This window comes from Photobacterium atrarenae, from assembly GCF_024380015.1.
In the GTDB taxonomy this organism is placed as follows: Bacteria; Pseudomonadota; Gammaproteobacteria; order Enterobacterales; family Vibrionaceae; genus Photobacterium; species Photobacterium atrarenae.
Window position 1 is genome coordinate 1,346,678 of record NZ_CP101509.1, and the last position, 20,577, is coordinate 1,367,254.

General features: G+C 52.1%; 20 protein-coding genes. 12 read left to right on the forward strand and 8 right to left on the reverse strand.

Annotation, left to right across the window (positions count from 1 at the left end; all coding sequences use genetic code 11):
• Nucleotides 1-44: 44 nt before the first annotated feature.
• The 3 genes from xdhB to NNL38_RS22105 form a co-directional block, all read right to left on the reverse strand.
• Nucleotides 45-2,444 (reverse strand): xanthine dehydrogenase molybdopterin binding subunit, encoded by a 2,400-nt coding sequence (gene xdhB, locus NNL38_RS22095; RefSeq protein ID WP_255391017.1) that lies wholly within the window; start codon nucleotides 2,442-2,444, stop codon nucleotides 45-47.
• The gene (gene xdhA / locus NNL38_RS22100; RefSeq protein WP_255391018.1) at nucleotides 2,437-3,885 is read right to left on the reverse strand and encodes a xanthine dehydrogenase small subunit; all 1,449 of its coding nucleotides are present in this window, start codon (nucleotides 3,883-3,885) and stop codon (nucleotides 2,437-2,439) included. The genes xdhB and xdhA overlap by 8 nt, the downstream gene beginning before the upstream one ends.
• 428 nt (nucleotides 3,886-4,313) lie before the next feature.
• On the reverse strand, nucleotides 4,314-5,045 hold the full coding sequence (locus tag NNL38_RS22105; RefSeq protein ID WP_255391019.1) for a GntR family transcriptional regulator: 732 nt from the start codon (nucleotides 5,043-5,045) through the stop codon (nucleotides 4,314-4,316).
• A gap of 328 nt (nucleotides 5,046-5,373) precedes the next feature.
• Here NNL38_RS22105 and NNL38_RS22110 point away from each other — a divergent pair, with 328 nt between their 5' ends.
• Nucleotides 5,374-5,862: a GNAT family N-acetyltransferase gene (locus tag NNL38_RS22110; RefSeq protein WP_255391020.1), complete on the forward strand. Its 489-nt coding sequence runs from the start codon at nucleotides 5,374-5,376 to the stop codon at nucleotides 5,860-5,862.
• 125 nt (nucleotides 5,863-5,987) lie between these two features.
• On the opposite strand, the gene NNL38_RS22115 is transcribed toward NNL38_RS22110, so the two are convergent.
• Nucleotides 5,988-6,398 (reverse strand): MamS/MamX family magnetosome protein, encoded by a 411-nt coding sequence (locus NNL38_RS22115; protein WP_255391021.1) that lies wholly within the window; start codon nucleotides 6,396-6,398, stop codon nucleotides 5,988-5,990.
• A gap of 581 nt (nucleotides 6,399-6,979) precedes the next feature.
• On the opposite strand from NNL38_RS22115, the gene NNL38_RS22120 reads away from it, so the two are divergent.
• The 3 genes from NNL38_RS22120 to NNL38_RS22130 all read left to right on the forward strand — a co-directional run bounded on the left by NNL38_RS22120 (nucleotide 6,980) and on the right by NNL38_RS22130 (nucleotide 9,074).
• The gene (locus NNL38_RS22120) at nucleotides 6,980-8,062 is read left to right on the forward strand and encodes a YkvI family membrane protein (RefSeq protein WP_255391022.1); all 1,083 of its coding nucleotides are present in this window, start codon (nucleotides 6,980-6,982) and stop codon (nucleotides 8,060-8,062) included.
• Between the two features lie 397 nt (nucleotides 8,063-8,459).
• Nucleotides 8,460-8,633, forward strand: coding sequence for a hypothetical protein (locus tag NNL38_RS22125; RefSeq protein WP_255391023.1), 174 nt, complete (start codon nucleotides 8,460-8,462; stop codon nucleotides 8,631-8,633).
• A 198-nt stretch (nucleotides 8,634-8,831) separates the two neighbouring features.
• Nucleotides 8,832-9,074, forward strand: coding sequence for a hypothetical protein (locus NNL38_RS22130; protein ID WP_255391024.1), 243 nt, complete (start codon nucleotides 8,832-8,834; stop codon nucleotides 9,072-9,074).
• 267 nt (nucleotides 9,075-9,341) lie between these two features.
• Here the strand turns inward: NNL38_RS22130 and NNL38_RS22135 are convergent, their stop codons facing one another.
• Both NNL38_RS22135 and NNL38_RS22140 read right to left on the reverse strand, forming a co-directional pair.
• Nucleotides 9,342-9,779, reverse strand: coding sequence for an SF0329 family protein (locus NNL38_RS22135; protein ID WP_255391025.1), 438 nt, complete (start codon nucleotides 9,777-9,779; stop codon nucleotides 9,342-9,344).
• 232 nt (nucleotides 9,780-10,011) lie between these two features.
• The gene (locus NNL38_RS22140) at nucleotides 10,012-11,055 is read right to left on the reverse strand and encodes a GMP reductase (protein ID WP_255391026.1); all 1,044 of its coding nucleotides are present in this window, start codon (nucleotides 11,053-11,055) and stop codon (nucleotides 10,012-10,014) included.
• Between the two features lie 310 nt (nucleotides 11,056-11,365).
• Here NNL38_RS22140 and NNL38_RS22145 point away from each other — a divergent pair, with 310 nt between their 5' ends.
• The 3 genes from NNL38_RS22145 (at nucleotide 11,366) to NNL38_RS22155 (ending at nucleotide 12,987) form a co-directional block, all read left to right on the forward strand.
• Nucleotides 11,366-11,716: a hypothetical protein gene (locus NNL38_RS22145; RefSeq protein ID WP_255391027.1), complete on the forward strand. Its 351-nt coding sequence runs from the start codon at nucleotides 11,366-11,368 to the stop codon at nucleotides 11,714-11,716.
• Between the two features lie 127 nt (nucleotides 11,717-11,843).
• Nucleotides 11,844-12,314 (forward strand): hypothetical protein, encoded by a 471-nt coding sequence (locus NNL38_RS22150; protein ID WP_255391028.1) that lies wholly within the window; start codon nucleotides 11,844-11,846, stop codon nucleotides 12,312-12,314.
• 25 nt (nucleotides 12,315-12,339) lie between these two features.
• Nucleotides 12,340-12,987 (forward strand): hypothetical protein, encoded by a 648-nt coding sequence (locus NNL38_RS22155; protein WP_255391029.1) that lies wholly within the window; start codon nucleotides 12,340-12,342, stop codon nucleotides 12,985-12,987.
• 34 nt (nucleotides 12,988-13,021) lie between these two features.
• On the opposite strand, the gene NNL38_RS22160 is transcribed toward NNL38_RS22155, so the two are convergent.
• Nucleotides 13,022-14,194 (reverse strand): cation:proton antiporter domain-containing protein, encoded by a 1,173-nt coding sequence (locus NNL38_RS22160; protein WP_255391030.1) that lies wholly within the window; start codon nucleotides 14,192-14,194, stop codon nucleotides 13,022-13,024.
• A 130-nt stretch (nucleotides 14,195-14,324) separates the two neighbouring features.
• Nucleotides 14,325-14,927: a DUF6942 family protein gene (locus tag NNL38_RS22165; protein ID WP_255391031.1), complete on the reverse strand. Its 603-nt coding sequence runs from the start codon at nucleotides 14,925-14,927 to the stop codon at nucleotides 14,325-14,327.
• Nucleotides 14,928-15,089: 162 nt separating this feature from the next.
• Here NNL38_RS22165 and NNL38_RS22170 point away from each other — a divergent pair, with 162 nt between their 5' ends.
• From NNL38_RS22170 to NNL38_RS22190, 5 genes are all read left to right on the forward strand, one after another.
• Nucleotides 15,090-15,437 carry a hypothetical protein gene (locus NNL38_RS22170; protein WP_255391032.1) on the forward strand — a complete coding sequence of 116 codons (348 nt, stop codon included), beginning with the start codon at nucleotides 15,090-15,092 and terminating at the stop codon, nucleotides 15,435-15,437.
• A 436-nt stretch (nucleotides 15,438-15,873) separates the two neighbouring features.
• The gene (locus NNL38_RS22175; protein ID WP_255391033.1) at nucleotides 15,874-16,530 is read left to right on the forward strand and encodes a 2OG-Fe dioxygenase family protein; all 657 of its coding nucleotides are present in this window, start codon (nucleotides 15,874-15,876) and stop codon (nucleotides 16,528-16,530) included.
• Complete coding sequence (locus NNL38_RS22180; protein ID WP_255391034.1) at nucleotides 16,514-17,752, forward strand: cysteine desulfurase-like protein; 1,239 nt, start codon at nucleotides 16,514-16,516, stop codon at nucleotides 17,750-17,752. Before NNL38_RS22175 ends, NNL38_RS22180 begins: the two co-directional genes overlap by 17 nt.
• Before the next feature lie 455 nt (nucleotides 17,753-18,207).
• Nucleotides 18,208-19,605: a TolC family protein gene (locus tag NNL38_RS22185; RefSeq protein WP_255392310.1), complete on the forward strand. Its 1,398-nt coding sequence runs from the start codon at nucleotides 18,208-18,210 to the stop codon at nucleotides 19,603-19,605.
• The gene (locus NNL38_RS22190; RefSeq protein WP_255391035.1) at nucleotides 19,602-20,576 is read left to right on the forward strand and encodes an HlyD family secretion protein; all 975 of its coding nucleotides are present in this window, start codon (nucleotides 19,602-19,604) and stop codon (nucleotides 20,574-20,576) included. Before NNL38_RS22185 ends, NNL38_RS22190 begins: the two co-directional genes overlap by 4 nt.
• The last annotated feature ends 1 nt before the right edge of the window (nucleotide 20,577 follow it).

Genomic DNA, 20,577 nt, shown 5'->3' on the forward strand with positions numbered 1-20,577 from the left:
CCGCTCAGTCGTTCTGGTATGAGCCGGATTGCCCCGCTATGGTTTCATGCCGCCACGGTTTCATCCTGGTTGGCGTCGCTCGGTTGGGGGACGCCGTTGCTGACAGCCTGAATCGCCATCAGCACCCGCTCCGGTGTGGCCGGGGTGTCGAGTTTCGGAATTGCACCCTCGACGGCCACTGAGGCAATCGCGTCTTTGAGCGCACTCCAGACCGACATCCCCAGCATGAACGGCGGCTCACCGACCGCTTTGGAATGGAACACGGTGTCTTCCGGATTGCTGCGGTTTTCCAGCAGGTGAGTGCGAAAATCAATCGGCATATCGGCAATCGCCGGGATCTTGTAGCTGGCCGGGCCGTTGGTCATCAGGCGACCGTCGGTATTCCACACCAGCTCTTCGGTGGTCAGCCATCCCGCACCCTGCACAAAACCGCCTTCAATTTGGCCGATATCAATCGCCGGGTTCAGTGACGCGCCGACATCATGGAGGATATCCACCCGCAGGATCTTGTATTCCCCGGTCAGGGTATCGACCAGCACCTCAGAGCAGGACGCGCCGTAGGCGTAGTAGTAGAACGGGCGGCCGCGGGCTTTTTCATGGTCATAGTGGATCTTCGGTGTGCGATAGAAGCCGGTACTCGACAGCGACACCTGATTGAAGTAAGCCAGCTGGACAAAATCTTCGAAGGTCATGATGTCTTCGCGGATCAGGACCATACCGTTTTTGAAGATCACCTCTTCCGGGGTTACTTTGAAGTGACCGGCAGCAAAGTCGACCAGCCGTTGCTTGATGGTCTGGGCCGCATTCTGCGCCGCCTTGCCGTTCAGATCTGCACCGGAGGACGCGGCAGTGGGCGAGGTGTTCGGTACCTTGTCGGTATTGGTGGCGGTGATCTGGATCCGGTCAACATCGACCTGGAACTCCTGAGCGACGATCTGGGCGACCTTGATGTTCAGCCCTTGACCCATTTCCGTACCGCCGTGGTTTAGATGAATACTGCCATCGGTGTAGATATGGATCAGCGCCCCGGCTTGGTTCAGGAAGGTCGCGGTAAATGAGATCCCGAACTTGACCGGGGTGATCGCCAGGCCTTTTTTCAGGATCGGGCTGGTGCGGTTAAACTCGGCGATGTCCCAGCGGCGCTGATGATAGTCGCTGTTCTGCTCAAGTTGCTCGGTGATCTCCGGCAGGAAGTTGTCTTCCACGGTTTGATAATAGTGGGTGATGTTACGCCCTTCGCCGCCGTAATAGTTGGCTTTGCGTACGTCCAGCGGATCTTTGTGCAGGTAGCGGGCAATCTCATCCATGATGTGCTCAATGGTCATCATCCCCTGCGGCCCGCCGAAACCGCGGTAGGCGGTGTTGGAGGCGAGATTGGTTTTGCAGCGATGGCCGGTGACCGTGGCATTGCCGAGGTAGTAGGCGTTATCGGAGTGGAACATGGCCCGATCGACAATCGAGTTAGACAGATCGGGCGAGTAACCGCAGTTCCCGGCCACCGTGATTTCGGCGCCTTGGATCACACCCTGATCATCAAAGCCGATCCGGTACTGATTGTAAAACGGGTGGCGCTTGCCGGTCATGGTCATGTCTTCATTGCGCGGCAGGCGCATTTTGGTTGGGCGCCCGGTCAAACGGGCAATCACCGCAGCCATACAGGCCGGTGCTGCTGCCTGCGTTTCTTTGCCGCCAAAACCACCGCCCATCCGGCGCATGTCGATGATCACTTTGTGCATCGGTACGCCCAGCACTTCGGCGACCAGTTTTTGCACTTCGGTCGGGTTCTGGGTCGAGGTGTAGACGATCATGCCGCCATCTTCGGTCGGCATCACGCTGCTGACCTGGGTTTCCAGGTAGAAGTGCTCCTGACCGCCGATGTCGAGATCGCCTTCAATCACGTGCTTGGCAGCGGCTATGGCCGCGGCTGCGTCCCCGCGTTTTTGCTGGTGGCTACCGGAGACGAAGTGCTCTTTTGCCAGTGCTTCTTTGACATCCAGGATCGCAGGCAGCGGCTCATATTCCACAATTGCTGCCATGGCCGCTTTGCGGGCGGTTTCCAGATCGCCAGCGGCAACCGCCAGCACCGGCTGGCCGTAGTATTCGACGATGCCGTCGGCCAATAGCGGATCGCCGGGCAGCACAGCGCCGATATCCAGCTGGCCGGGAACATCCTGGCTGGTGATCGCAATCGCGACGCCTTCAAACTCATAACAGGGCGAGACGTCCAGCTTGGTGATTTTGGCATGAGCCTGCGTACTCAGCCGCGCATAGACATGGAGCTGGTTGGGAAACTCCAGCCGATCATCAATATAAATAGCTTCGCCGGTGACCTGTTTCGGGGCACTGTCGTGTTTGACGCTTTTCCCGACACCGGTTTTCAAATCCTGCTTGGCGATAGCCACCATGTCTTCGTGGCTCAATGTGTTGTGATTGGCGTTAGACATATGACGTGACCCTCGTTTCGATATGGTTATCCTGATTCTGCTGCTCGATATAGAAACGGCGAAGCATGTTGGCCGCAGTCAGGGTGCGGTACTCCTGGCTGGCCCGGAAATCAGACAGCGGCTGGAAGTCCTGCGACAGCGCCTGCATGGCCTTGCGAATGGTATCGTTTTGCCACGGCTGACCGATCAGGCTGGCTTCACAGTGACTGGCACGCTTGGGAATTGCTGCCATACCGCCGAACGCGATGCGGGCATCTTGAACCACGCCGTCGCGAAGGGTGATGTTGAAGCCGCCGCAAACGGCCGAGATGTCATCGTCCAGACGCTTCGAGAGTTTGTAGGCCCGGAACTTGGCTGCTTCCTCAGGTTTGGGAATGATGATCTGCTCGATGAACTCACCCGGTTGTTGCGCGGTGACTTTATAGCTGATGAAAAATTCTTCCAGCGGCAGGATCCGGCTGGTGTCGCCGCAGCGAAGTTTGATTTTGGCATCCAGCGCCAGCAGCAGCGGCGGGGTATCACCGATGGGAGATGCGTTGGCAATATTCCCGCCCAGTGTGCCCTGATTGCGCACTTGTAGGGAGGCAAAGCGATGCAGCAGTTCACCGAAATCCGGGAAGTGGGCATGGAGCAACGGATAGGCATCGCTGATCGGTACGTTGGCGCCGATCAGCAGGGCATCGTCGGTTTCGGTGCAGACTTTCATGTCCTCGACCTGATTGACGCTGATCAGGGTTTCAATTTCCCGATGGAACTGGGTGACTTCCAGCGCCAGATCGGTGCCGCCGGCAACCAGTTTCGCGTTCGGGTACTCCTGAAACAGCAGCGCCAGCTCGTCGGTTGAGCGGGGGGAGAAAGACTGCAAGCGGCCATCGGTGAGGGTCGCTGATGTCGTCTGAATCGTTTCCAGCTTGGCAATGGTGTCGCGTTCCAGTGCGGCAAACTGATCCCGCATGGGTTCGTTGCCGGACAGCGACAGCGCAGCCTCGACAATCGGGCGATAACCGGTACAGCGGCACAGGTTACCGGCCAGTGATTCCATCACATCGGCTTTATCAGCAGCCGGTTTGTTCTTGCTTAGCGCGAACATCGACATGATAAAACCGGGGGTACAGTAGCCGCACTGCGAGCCATGAAACTCAACCATGGCCTGTTGCACCGGATGTAGGGATTTGTCTTTATTTTGTAGATCTTCAACGGTGATCAGCTGCTTCCCATGCAGCGCAGAGATAAACGTCAAGCAGGAGTTGACGGAGCGGTATTCCAACCGGCCATCGACTAACTCCCCCAGAACCACGGTACAGGCGCCACAGTCACCCGAGCCGCAACCTTCCTTGGTCCCCGTTTTCTTCTGGACGGTGCGCAGATAGTTCAGCACTGTCATGTTGGGAGACAAGTTTTCTTCTTGCTGGATTTCTTGATTGAGCAAAAAAGTAATCAAGAGACCTCCTTGTACATTGACTCACGAGATAGATGTATTTTTTCTGACCTTTGGGTCAATAATTGGCCAATCTGACTCGGGGGTCAACTTTAAATTTTACAATCTGATAACATGTTGATGGGGGGATTCACTGTAAAGTAAGACAGATATAGAAGGTTGTTGTGTTAACGATGGTATAAGTTGGGATCATTTGCTGGTTGAGGCAAAAAATGGCGGCTTTAAAAACTGTACACAATTTTGTTTTAACTTTGTGTGCAATGCCAAGTCATCAACAGATCTGTTGTCTGAAAATACTCAGAATTGGCTGCACGCTGAGGTTGCGGGAAAGGGGAAACGGTTACAACAAAACAAGCCACTTGCAGTGGCTTGTTGATATGGGGTCTTATTGGTACTGAGATGCGCGAGGATTCACACCAACGCGGCGATGATCACCGATTTTTCAGCACGTTTGAGAACACCACGTGCAGATCGCTGGAGGCGGTCCGGCCATCCAGGTTCAGTTTCGAGCGGATATGATCCAGGTGCTCCTGCATCAGTGCGAGTGCATTGGCGGTATCGCCTGCCTCGATGGCATCGAGCAAATGACTGTGCTCGTCCTGAGAGCAGTTCGAGTGACTTCCGGTTTCATACTGGGCGATCAGCAGGGAAGTCTGCGACACCAGGCTGCGCTGGAAGGCCAGCAATGGGGCATTTTCTGCCATTTCGGCCAGTTTGATATGGAACTCACCCGACAGGCGCAGGCCGCTGCCGTAGTCACCTTGTTCAAAGGCTTTGTTCTCTTTCTCGACCAGCTTGCGGCATTCATCAATCTGAGCTTTGGTGGCATGCTCAACTGCCAGCTCAATAATCGCCAGCTCCATCACTTCACGGGCCTTGATGATCTGCTTGGCTTCATCAACCGACGGTGAAGCCACCATGGCGCCGCGGTTCGGGCGGATGTCGACGACCTGCTCCAGTGATAAACGCAGAAGGGCACGGCGGATAATGGTCCGGCTGACACCGAAAATCTCAGCCAGGGCTTCTTCGCTGAGCTTGGTTGCAGGCGGCAGGCGCTGCTCCAGAATGGCATCAAAAATGTGGCAATAGACGACATCATCCTGAGACTGACCGGCACTTTTGGTTTTGGTGGCTGGTTTCATCGAACTTTTAAGGCTTCCCATCGGAGCAATAACCCTCAACCTTTTCATTTTCCTAAGCTTGCCATCATACTGAACTTTGTTGCAGCCGATAGCATCAGGTATTCATAAGTGTGAGCTATTTTACAGCTTGCGAGGAAAAATCACCAATATTGTGCACAATTACAGCGGAAGTTTTTGTATACAGGTGTGGTTGAAAAGGACATTGTGTTGGGGGCGGCTTTTGACTTCTGAAATATTACAGCTCGCAAGCGGAAAGTTGCGGCGTGTTGTGAGATGAAATGATAGATTTAACAAGTCGCTGATTTAACAAATAGCTATAGTTGATCGTGTGAGCCATCAAGGAGGATGCATGATCATTCGGAAAGTTCGGGATACGGATATGGATGCCCTTGTTCGTATTTATAACCACTATATTGAATCAACCACCATCACCTTCGAAGAAGATCTGATATCAAGCGAGATCATGCTTGAACGTGTGCACAATATTCAGCAATCGGGCTTCCCGTGGCTGGTTGTCGAAATGGATGGCCAGGTTCAGGGCTATGCTTATGCTGGTTCGTGGAAACCCCGCAGCGCCTACCGATACACCGTCGAGCCCTCTATATATCTCGCGCCGGATATTGTGGCGAAAGGTGCAGGTAAAGCGCTTTATTGTAAGCTGCTCGACACCTTAAAAACGCAGGGGATTAAAAATGTACTCGGGGTGATTGCACTGCCCAATCAAGCCAGCGTCGCCTTGCATGAATCACTGGGGTTCAAAAAAGTCGGGGAGTTTGCGCGGGTGGGGTATAAGTTTGAACGCTGGGTTTCGGTTGGGTACTGGCAGCTTGAGTGGTGAGCTCGAGATGACAAGCTCGGCGGAGAAGCGGAGATACGATAAGCTCAGCAGGTGATTGAGTTTCAGGGATGGACGATCGCAAGGCAAGTTGAACGGCTGAGTAACTTCTCAACACAAATCACGCATCAGGAGCGTGAGCTTTTGGATGCGTTTTTCCGGCGAGAACATACGAGCGGTGCTTTGCGAACATGTTGCCCATCCTGGTAAGAGTCACGGAATATTAAGATCTGGTTCCCCTTGCGAACTTCAGAGGCGATCAGCGTCGGGGCTTCGTCAAAGGTGATTCGGGACCTTTTAATGCTCACCTTGTCCCCGGGCATGAATTTCACATCTTGATTCTCAAGGTACCACGCCGGTCCCAAGTGAACGGAGACGGTATCCTCGTCGGTCTTTACGGTCAGGTGAACACCTTGGTGCATCTGATGCATCATGTTGATCTTGTCCACCGAGACGACTTCACCGCTGATTTCCGCCATGGTCTGGTTGTCATACATCATTTCGTAAGGGGGAGTGATGCCCCCAACCACCGCTCCCATGCCAAGCGCTGAATCGTTATTGGATTGGTTTAAATCCTTACAAGGTTAACTGCTCGTCAGGCTCGTATGTGACTCAAGTGTGGTGGAACGTCCGATAACGTCGGCACTGCAGTTAAGTCGCCGCAGGCAATCATGTTTGTTTCTGGTTCATCGAATGTAAAACACGCTCTGCCAGTATGGTTAATGTGAATATTTATTCTAAATTATGAATCGTAAGGTTTTAGTAAATATAAACGCTGTTTTAAGTCTACGTTAATACATTATATTAACCAATTGATTTTAAATAATTATACTGTAGTTTTCTTATGTGGTGACATTTTGGCTATAGTCAAAGTAAAAAAAGCGGGAATTTGTACACGCTATTAATTGCATTTTCAAGCATTTTAAAAACTCTTCATCAAGGTTCAGCCAGCGATCACATATACTTCATCAGCATATGCCTTTTTATCCAGACACGTGGTACTTGTTAATAATACGTTTCATGGTGTTTCCTATGTTAACCATTAGGAAACACGTTGAAACAATTAAAAAAACAAGCGATCCCATTAACAGGATGTTCGTGAACAAGGAGAAAAGTCGGCATGTGGAATGTTTTTAAAATCGCCAGCGCATTTATCGGCATTATTGTCGGGGCAGGGTTTGCTTCCGGCCAGGAAGTCCTGCAGTACTTCACCAGTTTTGGTCACTGGGGGACGGCAGCTGCGATCATCGCGACGGCCCTGTTTGCCTATCTCGGGATGATGCTGACCATGCTGGGGTCTCGAACGCAAACCATGTCTCATAAAAAAGTGATTTACCAAATCAGTGGTCGGGTGGTTGGCATTATCGTGGATTATGTGATCATCTTTACCCTGTTTGGTGTCGGTGTGGTGATGATCGCAGGTGCCGGCTCCCTGATGCAGCAGCAATTTGCTTTACCGCCATTTGTTGGCAGCGTTGTCCTGACCTTGCTGGTTGCGGTGACAGCTATGATGAATGTGAGCCGTGTCATTGCTGTGATTGGCAGTATCACACCCTTTTTGATCCTGGTGCTTATCTCTATCTGTGCTTACAGCGTGATCACGATGGACAATTCGTTCGATGAACTGGCACCTGTTGCTGAAAGTGTGCCATCAACGTTGCCTCACTGGTTCGTTTCAGCTGTGAACTACGTTTCTTTTAATCTTGCGGTTGGAGCTGCCATGGCGCTGGTCATGGGCGGTGCCGAGAAGAACGAGAAAGTCGCAAAATTAGGTGGCCTTTTAGGCGGGGCCGGCGTTGGGGTGTTAATCGTACTGAGTCACCTGGCGTTGTTCTCTCAAATTGATGTTGTCGCCAGCTACCCAATGCCGTTGCTGAAAATCATCGATATGATTTCACCGGCGCTCTCTAACGTGATGACCTTCATTCTGTTCGGGATGATTTTTAATACGGCGGTCAGCATGTTCTACGCGTTTGCTGCACGCTTCGTCACGATGAAGACGCCTAAAGCCAACACTTTCATTTTCGTCACCCTTAGCGTCGGCTTTGTCGCCAGCTTCGCCGGGTTCACTCAGCTTGTTGCTGTTTTCTATCCGCTGATTGGCTACCTGGGTCTATTCCTGGTTGGCGCGCTTGTCTATGCACCGTTTAAGCTGAAGAAAGCACTAGCAACATCACAAGAGCCGATTCTGCTCACGGAATAAGCGATCAGGTGACCAGTTCATCGGACATTTGACTGGATCGAAGGTTGGTTAAGCTGCAAAGACTCACCCCAGTCCGGCTGCTGGGGTGAATCGTCAGCGAAATAGCAATACGAACTTTCCGGAGAAGTTCCCGGATTCCGTAGACCTTTCAATCAGTCAGCCATATCTTGAGCCTCCCATTGGCGAGATCTAGCGGTGATACGGCTTTGAGTGTCTCTTTTCTTACCGAGTGACATTGTCACAAAGTGTGGGTTGTTAATCATATAATCAAAGGTGCATAAATGTGATCAGTTGCGTATCTTTTGTGGCACGTCACAGGTGGGTTTTCAGGAGGTGTTGAATCGGACGGGTTTAACATCATTGGGTGTTTAGTGTACTAATTATAAAGAGTCTTGATATGAGTGTTCAAAAACCGGTTATTTTTGTTAGTCACGCAGCAGTTGATTCTGAAATTGCAGGTGTTTTTAAAAGCGATGTAGAACGAAACTTCCTAGGTTTATGTAGTTTATTTGTTTCTTCTGACCTTGATAGTTTGCAGGGGGGCCATGAATGGATTCAGACCATTAAATAAAACCTTAGTAACGCAGCGATATCTATCGGCTTATATTCACCAGCAGCGCTAACACGACCTTGGATCTATACTGAGTTTGGTGCTGGTTGGATAAGGGAGATTCCTACTATTTCCCTTTGTCACTCAGGGTTAACTAAAAATTAGCTTCCTGTTCCATTATCTCATTTTCAAGCGCTTGATTTAATCGATGAACTACATTTGAAGCATCTTTATGAACAAATTAGCAAAGCTATTAATTGCCAACTTCCGCAGATAAATTATGCTGATGAGGTGGAGAAGTATCGAATGATAACTGAAGACTATCGAATTAAGCGGGTACTGGAAGGATGGATCAATCAAATTAAGATTTGGAATCCTGAATTTGAAGGGATTTTTCATGGCCAAGAAGATATTGAGGTGTTAATTCCAGCACAAGCCGATGCGGAATTTTTAAATTTCTAAGCTGAAATTGACAGTTACAAGTTCTTGAAACTTAAACAGGCAGGAATGGCTATGGGAACTCGGGTTGGCGCACAAGCTTCTATTTGGCAAGCGTCACCAGGTGAAAACTTAGAGAAATTGAAGCAGATCTTGATTAAATAATTACCCCGTCTAGTAGCACGGGGTGAATCCTCACCCCGCTTCCATCCTCTTCGCTAATATCCCGCATAAAGGGATAAGTCCGATTATCTGCGTTGCTCACGTTTGATGCATGTAGTGAACTCAACATCAGCGACTTTTGCGCCTGGCATCTAGGATCTTGTTTGTTGCTGGCGATCTTTGTTCTGAATAAGTATTTTCCAGGCGTTTTAGTCCGATACGCCTGTCTGCGCAGCGCAGGATGTCGGCCAGCCCCCACCTGTCTTCAAATAGCTTTGTCATCAACTCAGATTGCGGGGTATCGATATAGTCACGGATCAGGTTCGAGATATCTGATGCATCATTTGTATACGGATATTTGCCGCTGTACTCGGGTTGTGCCTCTGCAGGAAAATCTTTCGGGTAATCCCAGATGATCGTTTTGCCTTGGGCAATCCAGTACCTGGGGCAATCTGTTCCTCCGTGGGCGCTGCCCATGCGGTAAACACTGCAATGAATCCGCAGCCCGGCAGTCGGCTCCCACAGTGCTTCGATTGATTTCTTAAGCTTACTCCATGGCTTACTCATATGGTTCCTTGAAATCAGTGGTTAAAAGTTGCCATTCGCATCTTCCAGCTCGCCTGCGATGATGGCAGGGCAATTTTCAGCTTTGGTGCGCTCAATACTCTGGGCTTGCCAGTCGCGCCGGGTGATGTCGTCTTTGCGGGCCAGTGTACGAAAGCTGTTCAGAGTAGGAAAATATATAACAAAGGCCGCTGAGCAGCGGCCTTCGAACTGGGTCTTACGAGAAAAACCGAACTTACTCTTTCCCGTAAACGTTGTTTTCTTGCTCGCGAACGCGGATGAAGGTGGTGCGCTTGGTCAGCTCTTTGAGCTTCGCCGCACCAACGTAGGTGCAGGTTGAGCGGACGCCGCCCATGATGTCCTGGATGGTATTTTCCACCGGGCCACGGTAGGGCAACAGGACGGTTTTTCCTTCAGCAGCACGGTACTTGGCCACACCACCGGAGTGTTTGTCCATCGCGCTCTGGGATGACATGCCGTAGAATTTCATGAACATCTCGCCGTTTTGCTCGACGATGTCGCCGTTACTTTCTTCGTGACCGGCCAGCATGCCGCCCAGCATCACGAAATCGGCACCGCCACCAAAGGCTTTGGATACGTCGCCGGCACAGGTGCAGCCGCCGTCACCGATGATCTGGCCGCCCAGGCCGTGCGCGGCATCGCCGCACTCGATAATTGCTGACAGTTGCGGGTAACCGACACCGGTCTTCACGCGGGTGGTGCAGACCGAGCCCGGACCAATCCCCACTTTGACGATATCGGCACCGGCCAGGATCAGCTCTTCACACATATCGCCGGTGACCACGTTGCCGGCACTGATCACTTTGTCCGGGAAGGCAGCACGGACTTTTTCAACGTACTCGACCAGATGCTCGGAGTAGCCGTTGGCAATATCGATGCAGATGAAGATGAGCTCATCGCTCAGGGCCATGATGTCTTTGGTTTTCTGGAAGTCGGCTTCAGACGTACCGGTGGAGACCATGACGTTGCTCAGCACGCTGGCGTCATTGTCCTGAACAAAGCCGGCCCAGTCTTCTACGGTGTAGTGTTTGTGGACCGCAGTGATGACTTTGTGTTGCGCCAGGGCTTTCGCCATGTCGAAGCTACCCACGGAATCCATATTGGCGGCAATAATTGGCACACCAGACCATTGACGGCCGCTATGCTTGAATGTAAAATCGCGGGTTAATTCAACTTGAGAGCGGCTTTTGAGGGTTGAACGTTTTGGACGAAACAGAACATCTTTAAAACCCAATTTCAAGTCTTGTTCGATACGCATTAGTCTTTCCTTAATCTATCGAATTTTTGCTTCCTGGTTTGGTGGCTATTGGCAGATAGCATTCCCTTCACCGGAAAGCAGGCACAAAAAAACCGGAGCGTTGGCAGACGCTCCGGTTTTCAGCATTATAGGCAAAGAAACTTTTGAAACAAGCCTGATAATGTAATTTTTTTATGATATCTTTACAAAGATATTACTTCTCGAACCACCTGTTTTGTCAAAATTTTCTGAATTCTTTCCATTCCTCTTCCATTCTGACGTAATCCTTGCATAATCCCCCTGACTGTCAGGCGATGTGGATAGGTTTACTTTGCTAAGCAAAAGAAAAATAAAAGATACTTTTCCGCTCGACTTCTACGGTGAGGACGGAAGTTGGCGATTTATTATTCGGGCGGAGCATCCCGGCGAAGTCCTGGATGCGATGTACTGGCGTGCATTTATTTCATGCCATCGGAAGGAGTTTGATTTACTGCATATTGCTACCGGTAAATTCAACTATAAGTACAATTACTCTTCGGCGGAAACCTCTGAGCTGCACTTCAGTACCGGCGGATCGCCGATGCGAATCAACATGATGGGGCCGATCGTACCGATTTCAGCCATTCTGAAGAAAGTCGCCGAGAACAGCGGTCCGCCTGCGAAGGCGAACAAGGCAGGCTAGCCCGCTGATACGGGGGCAAAATTGACTGGAAATTGAGAAAGGAGCTGATTTCGGCTCCTTTTTTGTTGCAGCTTGCGGCAGTGTTAATTTATTGTTGTCCAAGTGCTTATGTTTTAAGGAGAGGGCGATGAGCCGTTGGATGTACCGATTTGCGATCCTGACCGGCGTGCTTGTTTCGGGAAGTGCGGTGGCTTCGCCTTTGCCTGCCATTGCAGGAAAGTGGCAATGTACCCCGCAGCAGGAACGCGCGGAAGAGCAAAGCTGGGTGATTTATGACTTCAAATCCGATGGTACGGTGAAGTCACAGGAATGGGCACGTTACGAGAAATCTCAGCTTGAGTACGAACTGTTCGTCGACTATCGCTATGTAGCGAAAGATGCAGATTACATGCTGACACCGGTCAAGCTGAGCCGCAAGATTATCACCGATCCCCACAATGCCGATCCCTTCGACTACGCGGCGCGCCGCGATCTCACCGGATACCGGATTTTCTTTAAACCGACCCTGAATAAGGATCAGGCGGTATTTGATATGTGGTACCACATCACGCCTGAGAAGCATTTCTACATGCAGTGCCAGCGCCAAAGTGTTGCTTAAGGCAGTTTGCCGGGTGATGACTTACATGTTCCGAATCTTTTCCCGATTCCGCACGTCGGCGCTGCTGCTGTTACTCATATTTCCGGTCAGCGCCTTGGCCTACCAGTCACCCTTGTGGGAACAGTTCCCGCTGGGGCTTAAGGCGGAAGCTGTCCGAGCTTTGCCGGATGCCTATGATTGCACTGTGCTCTATTCCGAACAGACTGTGATTTGTGTAGATCAACGGCAGGATTTTCAGATTGAAGACGGAATACTGGCAGTATTTCTGAAAGAGCGCAAAGTGCACAGCCTTGAGCTGACCGCACCGCTCACCCAGGCCAATTACACCAAGCTGTTAGCCAATCTGCGCCGTCAGGGCCTGGTCTTTGCGCATCTGAATGTGGCGGGGGAAACACTGGACGTGCTGGCCGGGATGCAGAGCTTGGATCGGCAAACCCTTGATGATCAAATGTTTGTATTGGCCAATCGCAGCAGTTATCTCACGCCGAGAGAGTATCTGTTGGTGGACAACCGGGATCTGGCAGAAGCACTTCACCATGGTTATCGAAATGTTCAGCACTGGCTGCAGGCCGACAGCACATCTGATTCGGCGCTGGAGCGGGTTCACCTGGTTACGCTCAAAGTGGTGCCGCAGCAGATTGTTACGCGGATCACGTACCCCTTCGCTGGGTAGTTGTCGTAACTGAGCCGTCCCGCGCCGGTTTGTTTCAGTCCTGCCTGAGGTGGTTGTCGATTGAAATTGGGGTCGGGTAGCGTTTGACTACCCAGTAAGTGGAGATCACGAAGGTGGTGATGGTCGCCGTCTGAATAAATAGGGTCGCTGTCGGAGATAACATCGCGTTATTAGTCGCGGTATAGGCGACCAGAAAAGAGAATTCACTGGCCTGGCTGAGCCGGGCACCTAGCTCGCGGTTCATCCTCGGGTTTTCTCTGGCCAGAAATAGGGCTTTGTTGAATCCCCAGGCTTTGATCATCACCAGCGCAATGCCGAAACCGACCCCGAGTAAAGTATGGAGATCGCCCGCGGACAGATCCATCCGGGCGCCAATGGCTGAAAAGAACAGGATCAGGAAAAACTCCCGTAAGGGTTTCAGGTGAATCGATATGACCTGCGACACCCGGCTGACAGCAATCGACACCCCCGCGACAAATGCCCCGCTTTCATACGATAACCCGGCCTGGTGCCCCAGCTCGGCGAGAAAGAAACACCAGGCCAGCGTCATTACAAAGCTGTATTCCTGGATCACATCAAACCGGCTGAACAGCGGCAGAATAATATAGCGAACCCCGATATAAGCCAGCAGGCAAAGACCGGCAAACTTCAGCAGCATCATCCCGAAGGCAATGAGCATCGTGTTGCCATCCCCGATATTGAGAAAGATCAGCACGCTGATGGCCAGCAGATCCTGGATCAGCAAAATGCTGGTCATCACTTCCCCCATGCGCTTGTGGTGCAGGGTGGTGGTGGGGATCAGCTTCAGGCCGATCACGGTACTGGAAAACATCATCGCGGCGGCGATGATCAGGGATTCGCCCAACGGAAACAGGCAGATCAGGGCGACGATTAGCGTGACCAGAAAGAAAAAACCGCAGGTAGCTAAGGTGACCAGAGAGCTTTCCTTGAATAGTTGCGGCAGCTTTTTCGGCTGGAGGTTTAGACCGATTAAGAACAGCAGCAGGATCACGCCGAGATTGCCGATTTGGGTGATATTACCGGTATTGTGGAGCAGGTTCAGCCCCTGAGGACCAATGAGCACCCCGGCAGCGATGTAGGCCAGGATAATGGGCTGACGAGCATAGAGAAACAGCGTGCCAAGAATGGCCGCGCTGATGATGATGGTACACAACTCGAAGATCAGGGGAGCCAGATCGGTCTGCATACGCCCTCACCCGGGAAATCTGTGACACCGCCTGCGCGGGCAGACGGCGTCGTGGGTTGTGGCAACAGCTTTAAGAATAATACATCTCGATTAACCTCTCTGAGCAACCGGTTGAAGTACGCCAGAGTGGTTATGTGCCTGGATTAGTTCTGAGTCTGGCCTCGTCTCCGTTTAGAGTTGAATCGATGCCCGGCATCATTTGTTTCATCAGCTCAGCCAGGTGGGTAATTTTGATGTTCGAGAGCTGGCGATAATCGAAATAGGGGCAGATGATCACCCGGTGCTCGGCATTGATTGCAAACTCATGGTCCAGCCAGTGCATTTCTGCGGTGAGCTTGCCCTCGGTGATCAGCCGTTTGGCATACGTGCGGCCCATGATGAGCCGGATGAGCGGGGTGGTACTGCTGTCAACCGGCGTGGACAGCTGCGGTGGGCTGAACAGCAGGGCGGTGTGGCTGCCTTGCTGGAGCAGAAACTGATCGCGGTAGGCCTGCCAGCTCGGTGCTGTAAGGGCATACGGGAACAGGGTGGTATCCAGCGCATACAACAGCTTGGCATAGACGTTAAACACTTTACGCCAGCCATTACCGCATGCCTGGCTAATGGCTTGGATTTCGCCATCAACCAGCGGAATCTGTTCGGTAAGTGCCGGATAATTCAACATGTTCGGACGATTTTCGATATAGGCTGCAATCGTAAACTGCGGGCAGCCGAGGCCAATGGGGTGTGACATGAGTTTCATTTCTGGTTGTTTGGTGTGAGTAGAACGGTCAATTGCTGAGTGCCGTTTGATGCATATTGTGTATGTAAGATTGACACAGGGCTTACGTCGAGCTGACATACCGGGGCATCTTATCGTTATGCTGACGGCAAAGAAATACAGTCAGAAGATAACATGATGAAAACATTCATATCTTGTTTTTTCGCCTGTACCCTCGTGGTATTGCCGGCAACGGTTCAGGCGAAGTGGCATCATCATGGCGATCATTACCATAAGCATCGCCATCATAAACATAAGCATCATAAGCATAAGCACCATAAGCATCGCCATTATCACCGACATGAGCACCACTATCATCGTGATGTCGTGGTAGTGAAAGAAAAGCATTATCATCAATCCCGCCTGCCGGAGATCGCGACGTTTGCGGTGATCGCCGGGGTCACCTATGCGATCGTCAACAACACGTTTTACAAGAAAAGCGGCAATGAATATCGTGCCGTCGAGCGTCCGGCCTACCACTAATCCCTTGATGACAAAAACAGCAGAGTCTGCTGTTTTTGTCATGGTTATTTACTCCGGTTTGATTTGATTTATCGAATCACAAAGTTGCGATTTTCATCACAAACAGGATTTAATTCTGCCAGGTTGACCTCGGAAAAACGCTGGAAATGACCTGATTATTTCTTTTAAATCAAAGCATTAAGTTTGATGTCAGAATACATCACTGGATATTGAGACTGTGTATTTCAATTGCTGGTGTTTATTGCTGGTTTTGTGTTTTCTTGTGGTTTATCTATCTTTATTTTTCTTGTTTTGTGAAATTTTAATTGTTGGCTCTTGGCTTCGAACCCGATTTGTTTAATCCTGATTGTAGCTTAATTGTTAAATCAGTTGGCGTGTTATGTAACCGTCCCACTGATGACATGGACTTAGTGTGTTTTACACAAGGAACTGGATTATGCATTCTTCTTTCGAACGTACACTTCAACTAACTCAGCTGAGTGGTAAGGCCGTCAGCGATCTGTCAGCCTCTTTCAATTTTCTGCCAAAAACCGGTCACGCTGATGGCGAGTACCGTTTGCGTCGCTACTCAATTGTGAAGCTGAAGCAGGGGGAAGTGGAACATTTGCCACCGCGTGCGTTTGTCCAGTCGGACGATATCAATACGTTTCAGGGTAATGTCAGCCGCAGCTTCGAGCCGCTGGAAGACGCAATTGTCAGCAGCGACGGGATGCGCGAAATGTGCGAGATCTTTAAAGCAGCCAACGCACTGGATGACGAGCAGGAAATCGAGATCCACCAGATCCGTATTTCAGCGACTGATGAAGAAACTCAGGTGGCGCCGGAAGGGGTTCACCAGGACGGATTCGATCACCTGGCCGTGATCGGCATAGGTCGTCACAACATCGAGGGTGGCGAGTTTCTCGTCTACAAAGACAAGACTGAGCTGCCGTTTTTGAGCATGGCCCTGGCGGAAGGGGAAGTGGCACTGCTTGATGATAGTCAGCTGTGGCACAACGCTCGCCCGATTAAAGCGGTGAAGCAAGATGAACAGGGATACCTGGATCTGTTTGTACTGACTGCCAAGGAGCTTAAACATGCCGTTCACGCCTGAAGCTGTTCGTGACGCATTCCCGGCATTGAACCAGAAGGTCAACGATCAGCCGGTCTATTTTTTCGATGGTCCGGGAGGATCGCAGGTACCGACGCCGGTGCTGGATGCGATGACTGACTATCTGGGTCACTATAATTCAAATCTGGGTGGTGCTTTCTTCTCCAGTGAAAAGACGGTAGATGTCGTGGCTCAGGCACGTAGTGCCGCCCAGGCACTGCTGGGCGCACCATCAGCCGAGAATATTGTCTTCGGGGCCAACATGACCTCGCTGACGTTCCAGCTCAGCCGGGCGATTAGTCGCGATTGGCAAGCGGGCGATGAAATTATCGTCACCGCACTGGAGCATTACTCCAACGTCTCGAGCTGGCAACAGGCGGCAGAAGACAGAGGTGCCGTGGTGCATCAGGTGCGGGTTAACGAAGTCGACTGTACTTTGGATTACGATCACCTGATCTCGTTGCTGAGCCCTAAAACGCGACTGGTTGCGGTGACGCATGCCTCGAACACCACCGGCTCACTGGTGGATGTACAGCGGGTGATTGAGGCCGCACATCAGGTTGGGGCGCAGGTATATATTGATGCTGTGCATTACGTGCCGCACGCGCTGGTTGATGTTCAAGCGCTGGACTGTGATTTTCTGGCCTGCTCAGCCTACAAGTTTTTCGGTCCGCATGTCGGGATCGCCTATATTGCGCCGCAGTGGCTTCATACCCTGCGCCCTTATAAAGTCGAGCCGGCCACCAACCAGGGACCGGGTCGTTTTGAGACCGGGACACAAAGCTTTGAAGCGCTGGCCGGCTTTACGGCGGCGGTTGAGTATCTTGCCCAGTGGGGGGAGGCGGGGACCGGTTTGCGTCAGCGCCTGCAACAGAGCTACGCGCAATATCAGCAGCACGAAGCCGAGCTGAGCCGTCACTTCCTGGCCTGCGTCGCACAGTACCAAAACATTCGCCTGTACGGGATCACTGAGACGGAGCGCCTGCATGAGCGGACGCCGACGTTTGCCATCCGTATTGACGGGGTGACGCCGGGTGATGTGGCGGTGCATCTCGGCAAACAGAATATGTGCGTCTGGAATGGTCATTTCTATGCACAAGGGCTGTGTGAGCAGCTGGGTGTGATGGACGATGGCGGCGTGATCCGAATTGGCCTGATGCACTACAACACCACTGCAGAAATCGACCAGTTGTTTGCCGCGATGGCACCGTTTTTACAACGCTAGATTTTACAACGTTGGACACATTGGACTGAGTACGGTTGCCCACCCTGTCACAGGCTTGAATCCGTGTCAGTTTGATGAGATTGGTTAGGTCCCTGTCGGGCACTTTGCCTGAAGTATCGATAACAAAAGTGTCAGAGCACTCAAAATGATAAACCCAGAGCCCGGAAGCTTGCTTCCGGGCTTTTTCTTGTACGGCAGGCTGCCGGTTCTGGAATGCGCTTTATCGTGCTGATGACGCTGGCACGATAAAATCGTGATGAATGTTCGGGTTTGGTTGAATTGTAGAGTAATTGCTCTAGAATTGACGGCCAGATAAATACCTTTTCGGCCTGTTGGAAATAAGAATGAAAAGAAATCCGATTGTGGTGCTCGGTTGTTATGCGGTGTTGCTGACACTGCCGACGTTGAGTACAGCGGCACCAGCCCCATCATTCGTGCCAGCCGGCGCGTCAGTCATGACTTCTACGTCTGTGGCCCCGGAACCACCAGTGACAGCACCTGTTGCACAACACCCGATCAGTTTCAGCGATGCCTGGCAAGCGGTCGTGAGCCAGAATGATGCCCTGGCCGCTGAACGAGCCAATGTTGATCGTGCCCGTTATCTGCAGGAAGCAGCCCGGGATATGTACCTGCCGCAAGTGACGGCGAGTGCTAATTATACCCGGCTGGATAAGGCGATAGAAATCAAGCCTTCGGATATTACCGAAAGCATGCCGGCTGGTGATGCGATTGCTGGGCTGGCGCAGTTGGCCGGGATCAATCCGGCACAGATCGATCAGCTATTCACTTCACGCCTAACGGACCGCGATGTGTTCACCAGCTCCTTGCGGGCCATTTGGCCGATTTTTACCGGCGGACGTATCAGTGCGGCGCAGGATATCGCCAAAGGGCAGCGCGACGAAGCCGGTTATCTGCTGGCGATGAAGCAGCAGGGCAAGTTTGAAGATCTGGCTAAGCTCTATTTCGGCGTGGCGATGACCCAGCATGTGCTGCAAACCCGGATTGATGTGGAGCAGGGGCTACAAAAGCATTTTGAGCATGCCAAGAAGCTGGAGCAGCAAGGGCAGATTGCCAAGGTTGAGCGTCTGCAGGCCGAAGCGTCGTATGACAAGGCCAAAGTCGAGCGACAGAAAGCAGCGCGGGATATGGAAATTGCCCAGGTTGCGCTGACCAAAATGCTCAAATCTACTGAGTCGGTGCTGCCTGCCACGCGACTGTTTACCAATGAATCGCTGCCGCCGATGACTGCTTTTATCGAGAAAACGCTGGCGGATTATCCGGGCTTGAAAATCCTGGATGCCAAAAGCCGTCAGGCCAAAGGGCTGATCGATGTCGAGAAAGGCAAGTACTACCCGGAAGTGTATCTCTACGGGAATTACAGTCTGCATGAAGATGACTCTTTGGCTGCCAAAACCGCACCGGACTGGGCGGTGGGTGTCGGGGTGAATATTCCGTTGCTGGATCGCTCCGGTCGTTCTGACAAGGTCAAAGCTGCCCACAGTGCGGTGACGCAAATTAATTATCTCAGAGCCCAGGCCGAGCAGGATCTGTCGGTGCTGGTGGAAAAAACTTATCGCGAAGCGATGCAGGCGCTGGAAGAATACCAGGGCCTGGCTTCAAGCCTGTCTCTGGCGAGTGAAAATCTGCGGATGCGGGAGAAAGCGTTCAGCCAGGGACTGTCGACGTCGCTTGATGTAGTCGATGCCGAACTGTACCTGGCCAGTGTCCGGACCCAGCGCTCGGCGGCGGCGTATCAGTATGTAATTTCCCTGTCACGGCTGCTGGCCGTTAGTGGCGAAATCAACCGCTTCAATCAATATCAACAATTTCAGGGTGTCGAGGTTCAATCATGAGTAAATCGAAGGCATTTGCCGTCATTATCCCGGCTGCGGCGTTGGTGGGCTGGCTCGGCTATACCTTCTGGCAGGCTTATCAACCCCAGCCGGAGCGGATGCAGGGACAGATTGAAGCCCAGCAATACAATATCTCTTCGAAAGTGGCTGGCCGGATCGAGGAAGTCATGGTGCGCAAAGGCGATCAGATCCAGCGTGGCGATCTGATTTTCACCCTGCTGAGCCCGGAGCTGGATGCCAAGCTGGAGCAGGCCAAAGCCGGTCAGCAAGCCGCCGGTGCGATGGCGGAACAGGCCGAGAAAGGGGCCCGGAGCCAGGAAATTGAAGCGGCGAAAGATACCTGGCGCAAGGCCAAAGCCGCCGCTGAGCTGCGGGGGAAAACCTACCAGCGGGTCGATAACCTCTATCAAGAAGGGGTGGTGGCCGAGCAAAAACGCGATGAAGCGTACGCCCAGTGGCAGGCGGCCCGCTATACCGAGCGTGCAGCCTATCAAATGTATGAAATGGCCAGAGAAGGGGCCCGGGTGGAAACCAAGCGGGCCGCGGCTGAGAAAGCCCGGATGGCAGCCGGTGCGGTTGCCGAGGTCGAAGCCTATGCGGCCGATACCCAGATTGAAAGCTGGCACAACGGCGAGGTGGCGGAGATTCTGCTGCATGCCGGCGAGCTGGCACCGCAGGGGTTCCCGGTGGTGAGTGTGGTGGACATGAACGATGCCTGGGCGGTGTTCCATGTTCGTGAAGACAAGCTGAAAGATTATCGCACCGGCGCGCAGTTTGAGGCCCGGATCCCGGCCCTGGGCGATCAGAAATATGCCTTTGCCGTCAGCCATGTCGCTGTGATGGGCGATTTTGCAACTTGGCGCACCACGGATCCGGCGCAGGGCTTTGATATGCGCACCTTTGAAGTTGAAGCGCGCCCGGTGAAACCGATCGATGGATTGCGAGTCGGCATGAGCGTGCTCGTTGAGTAAT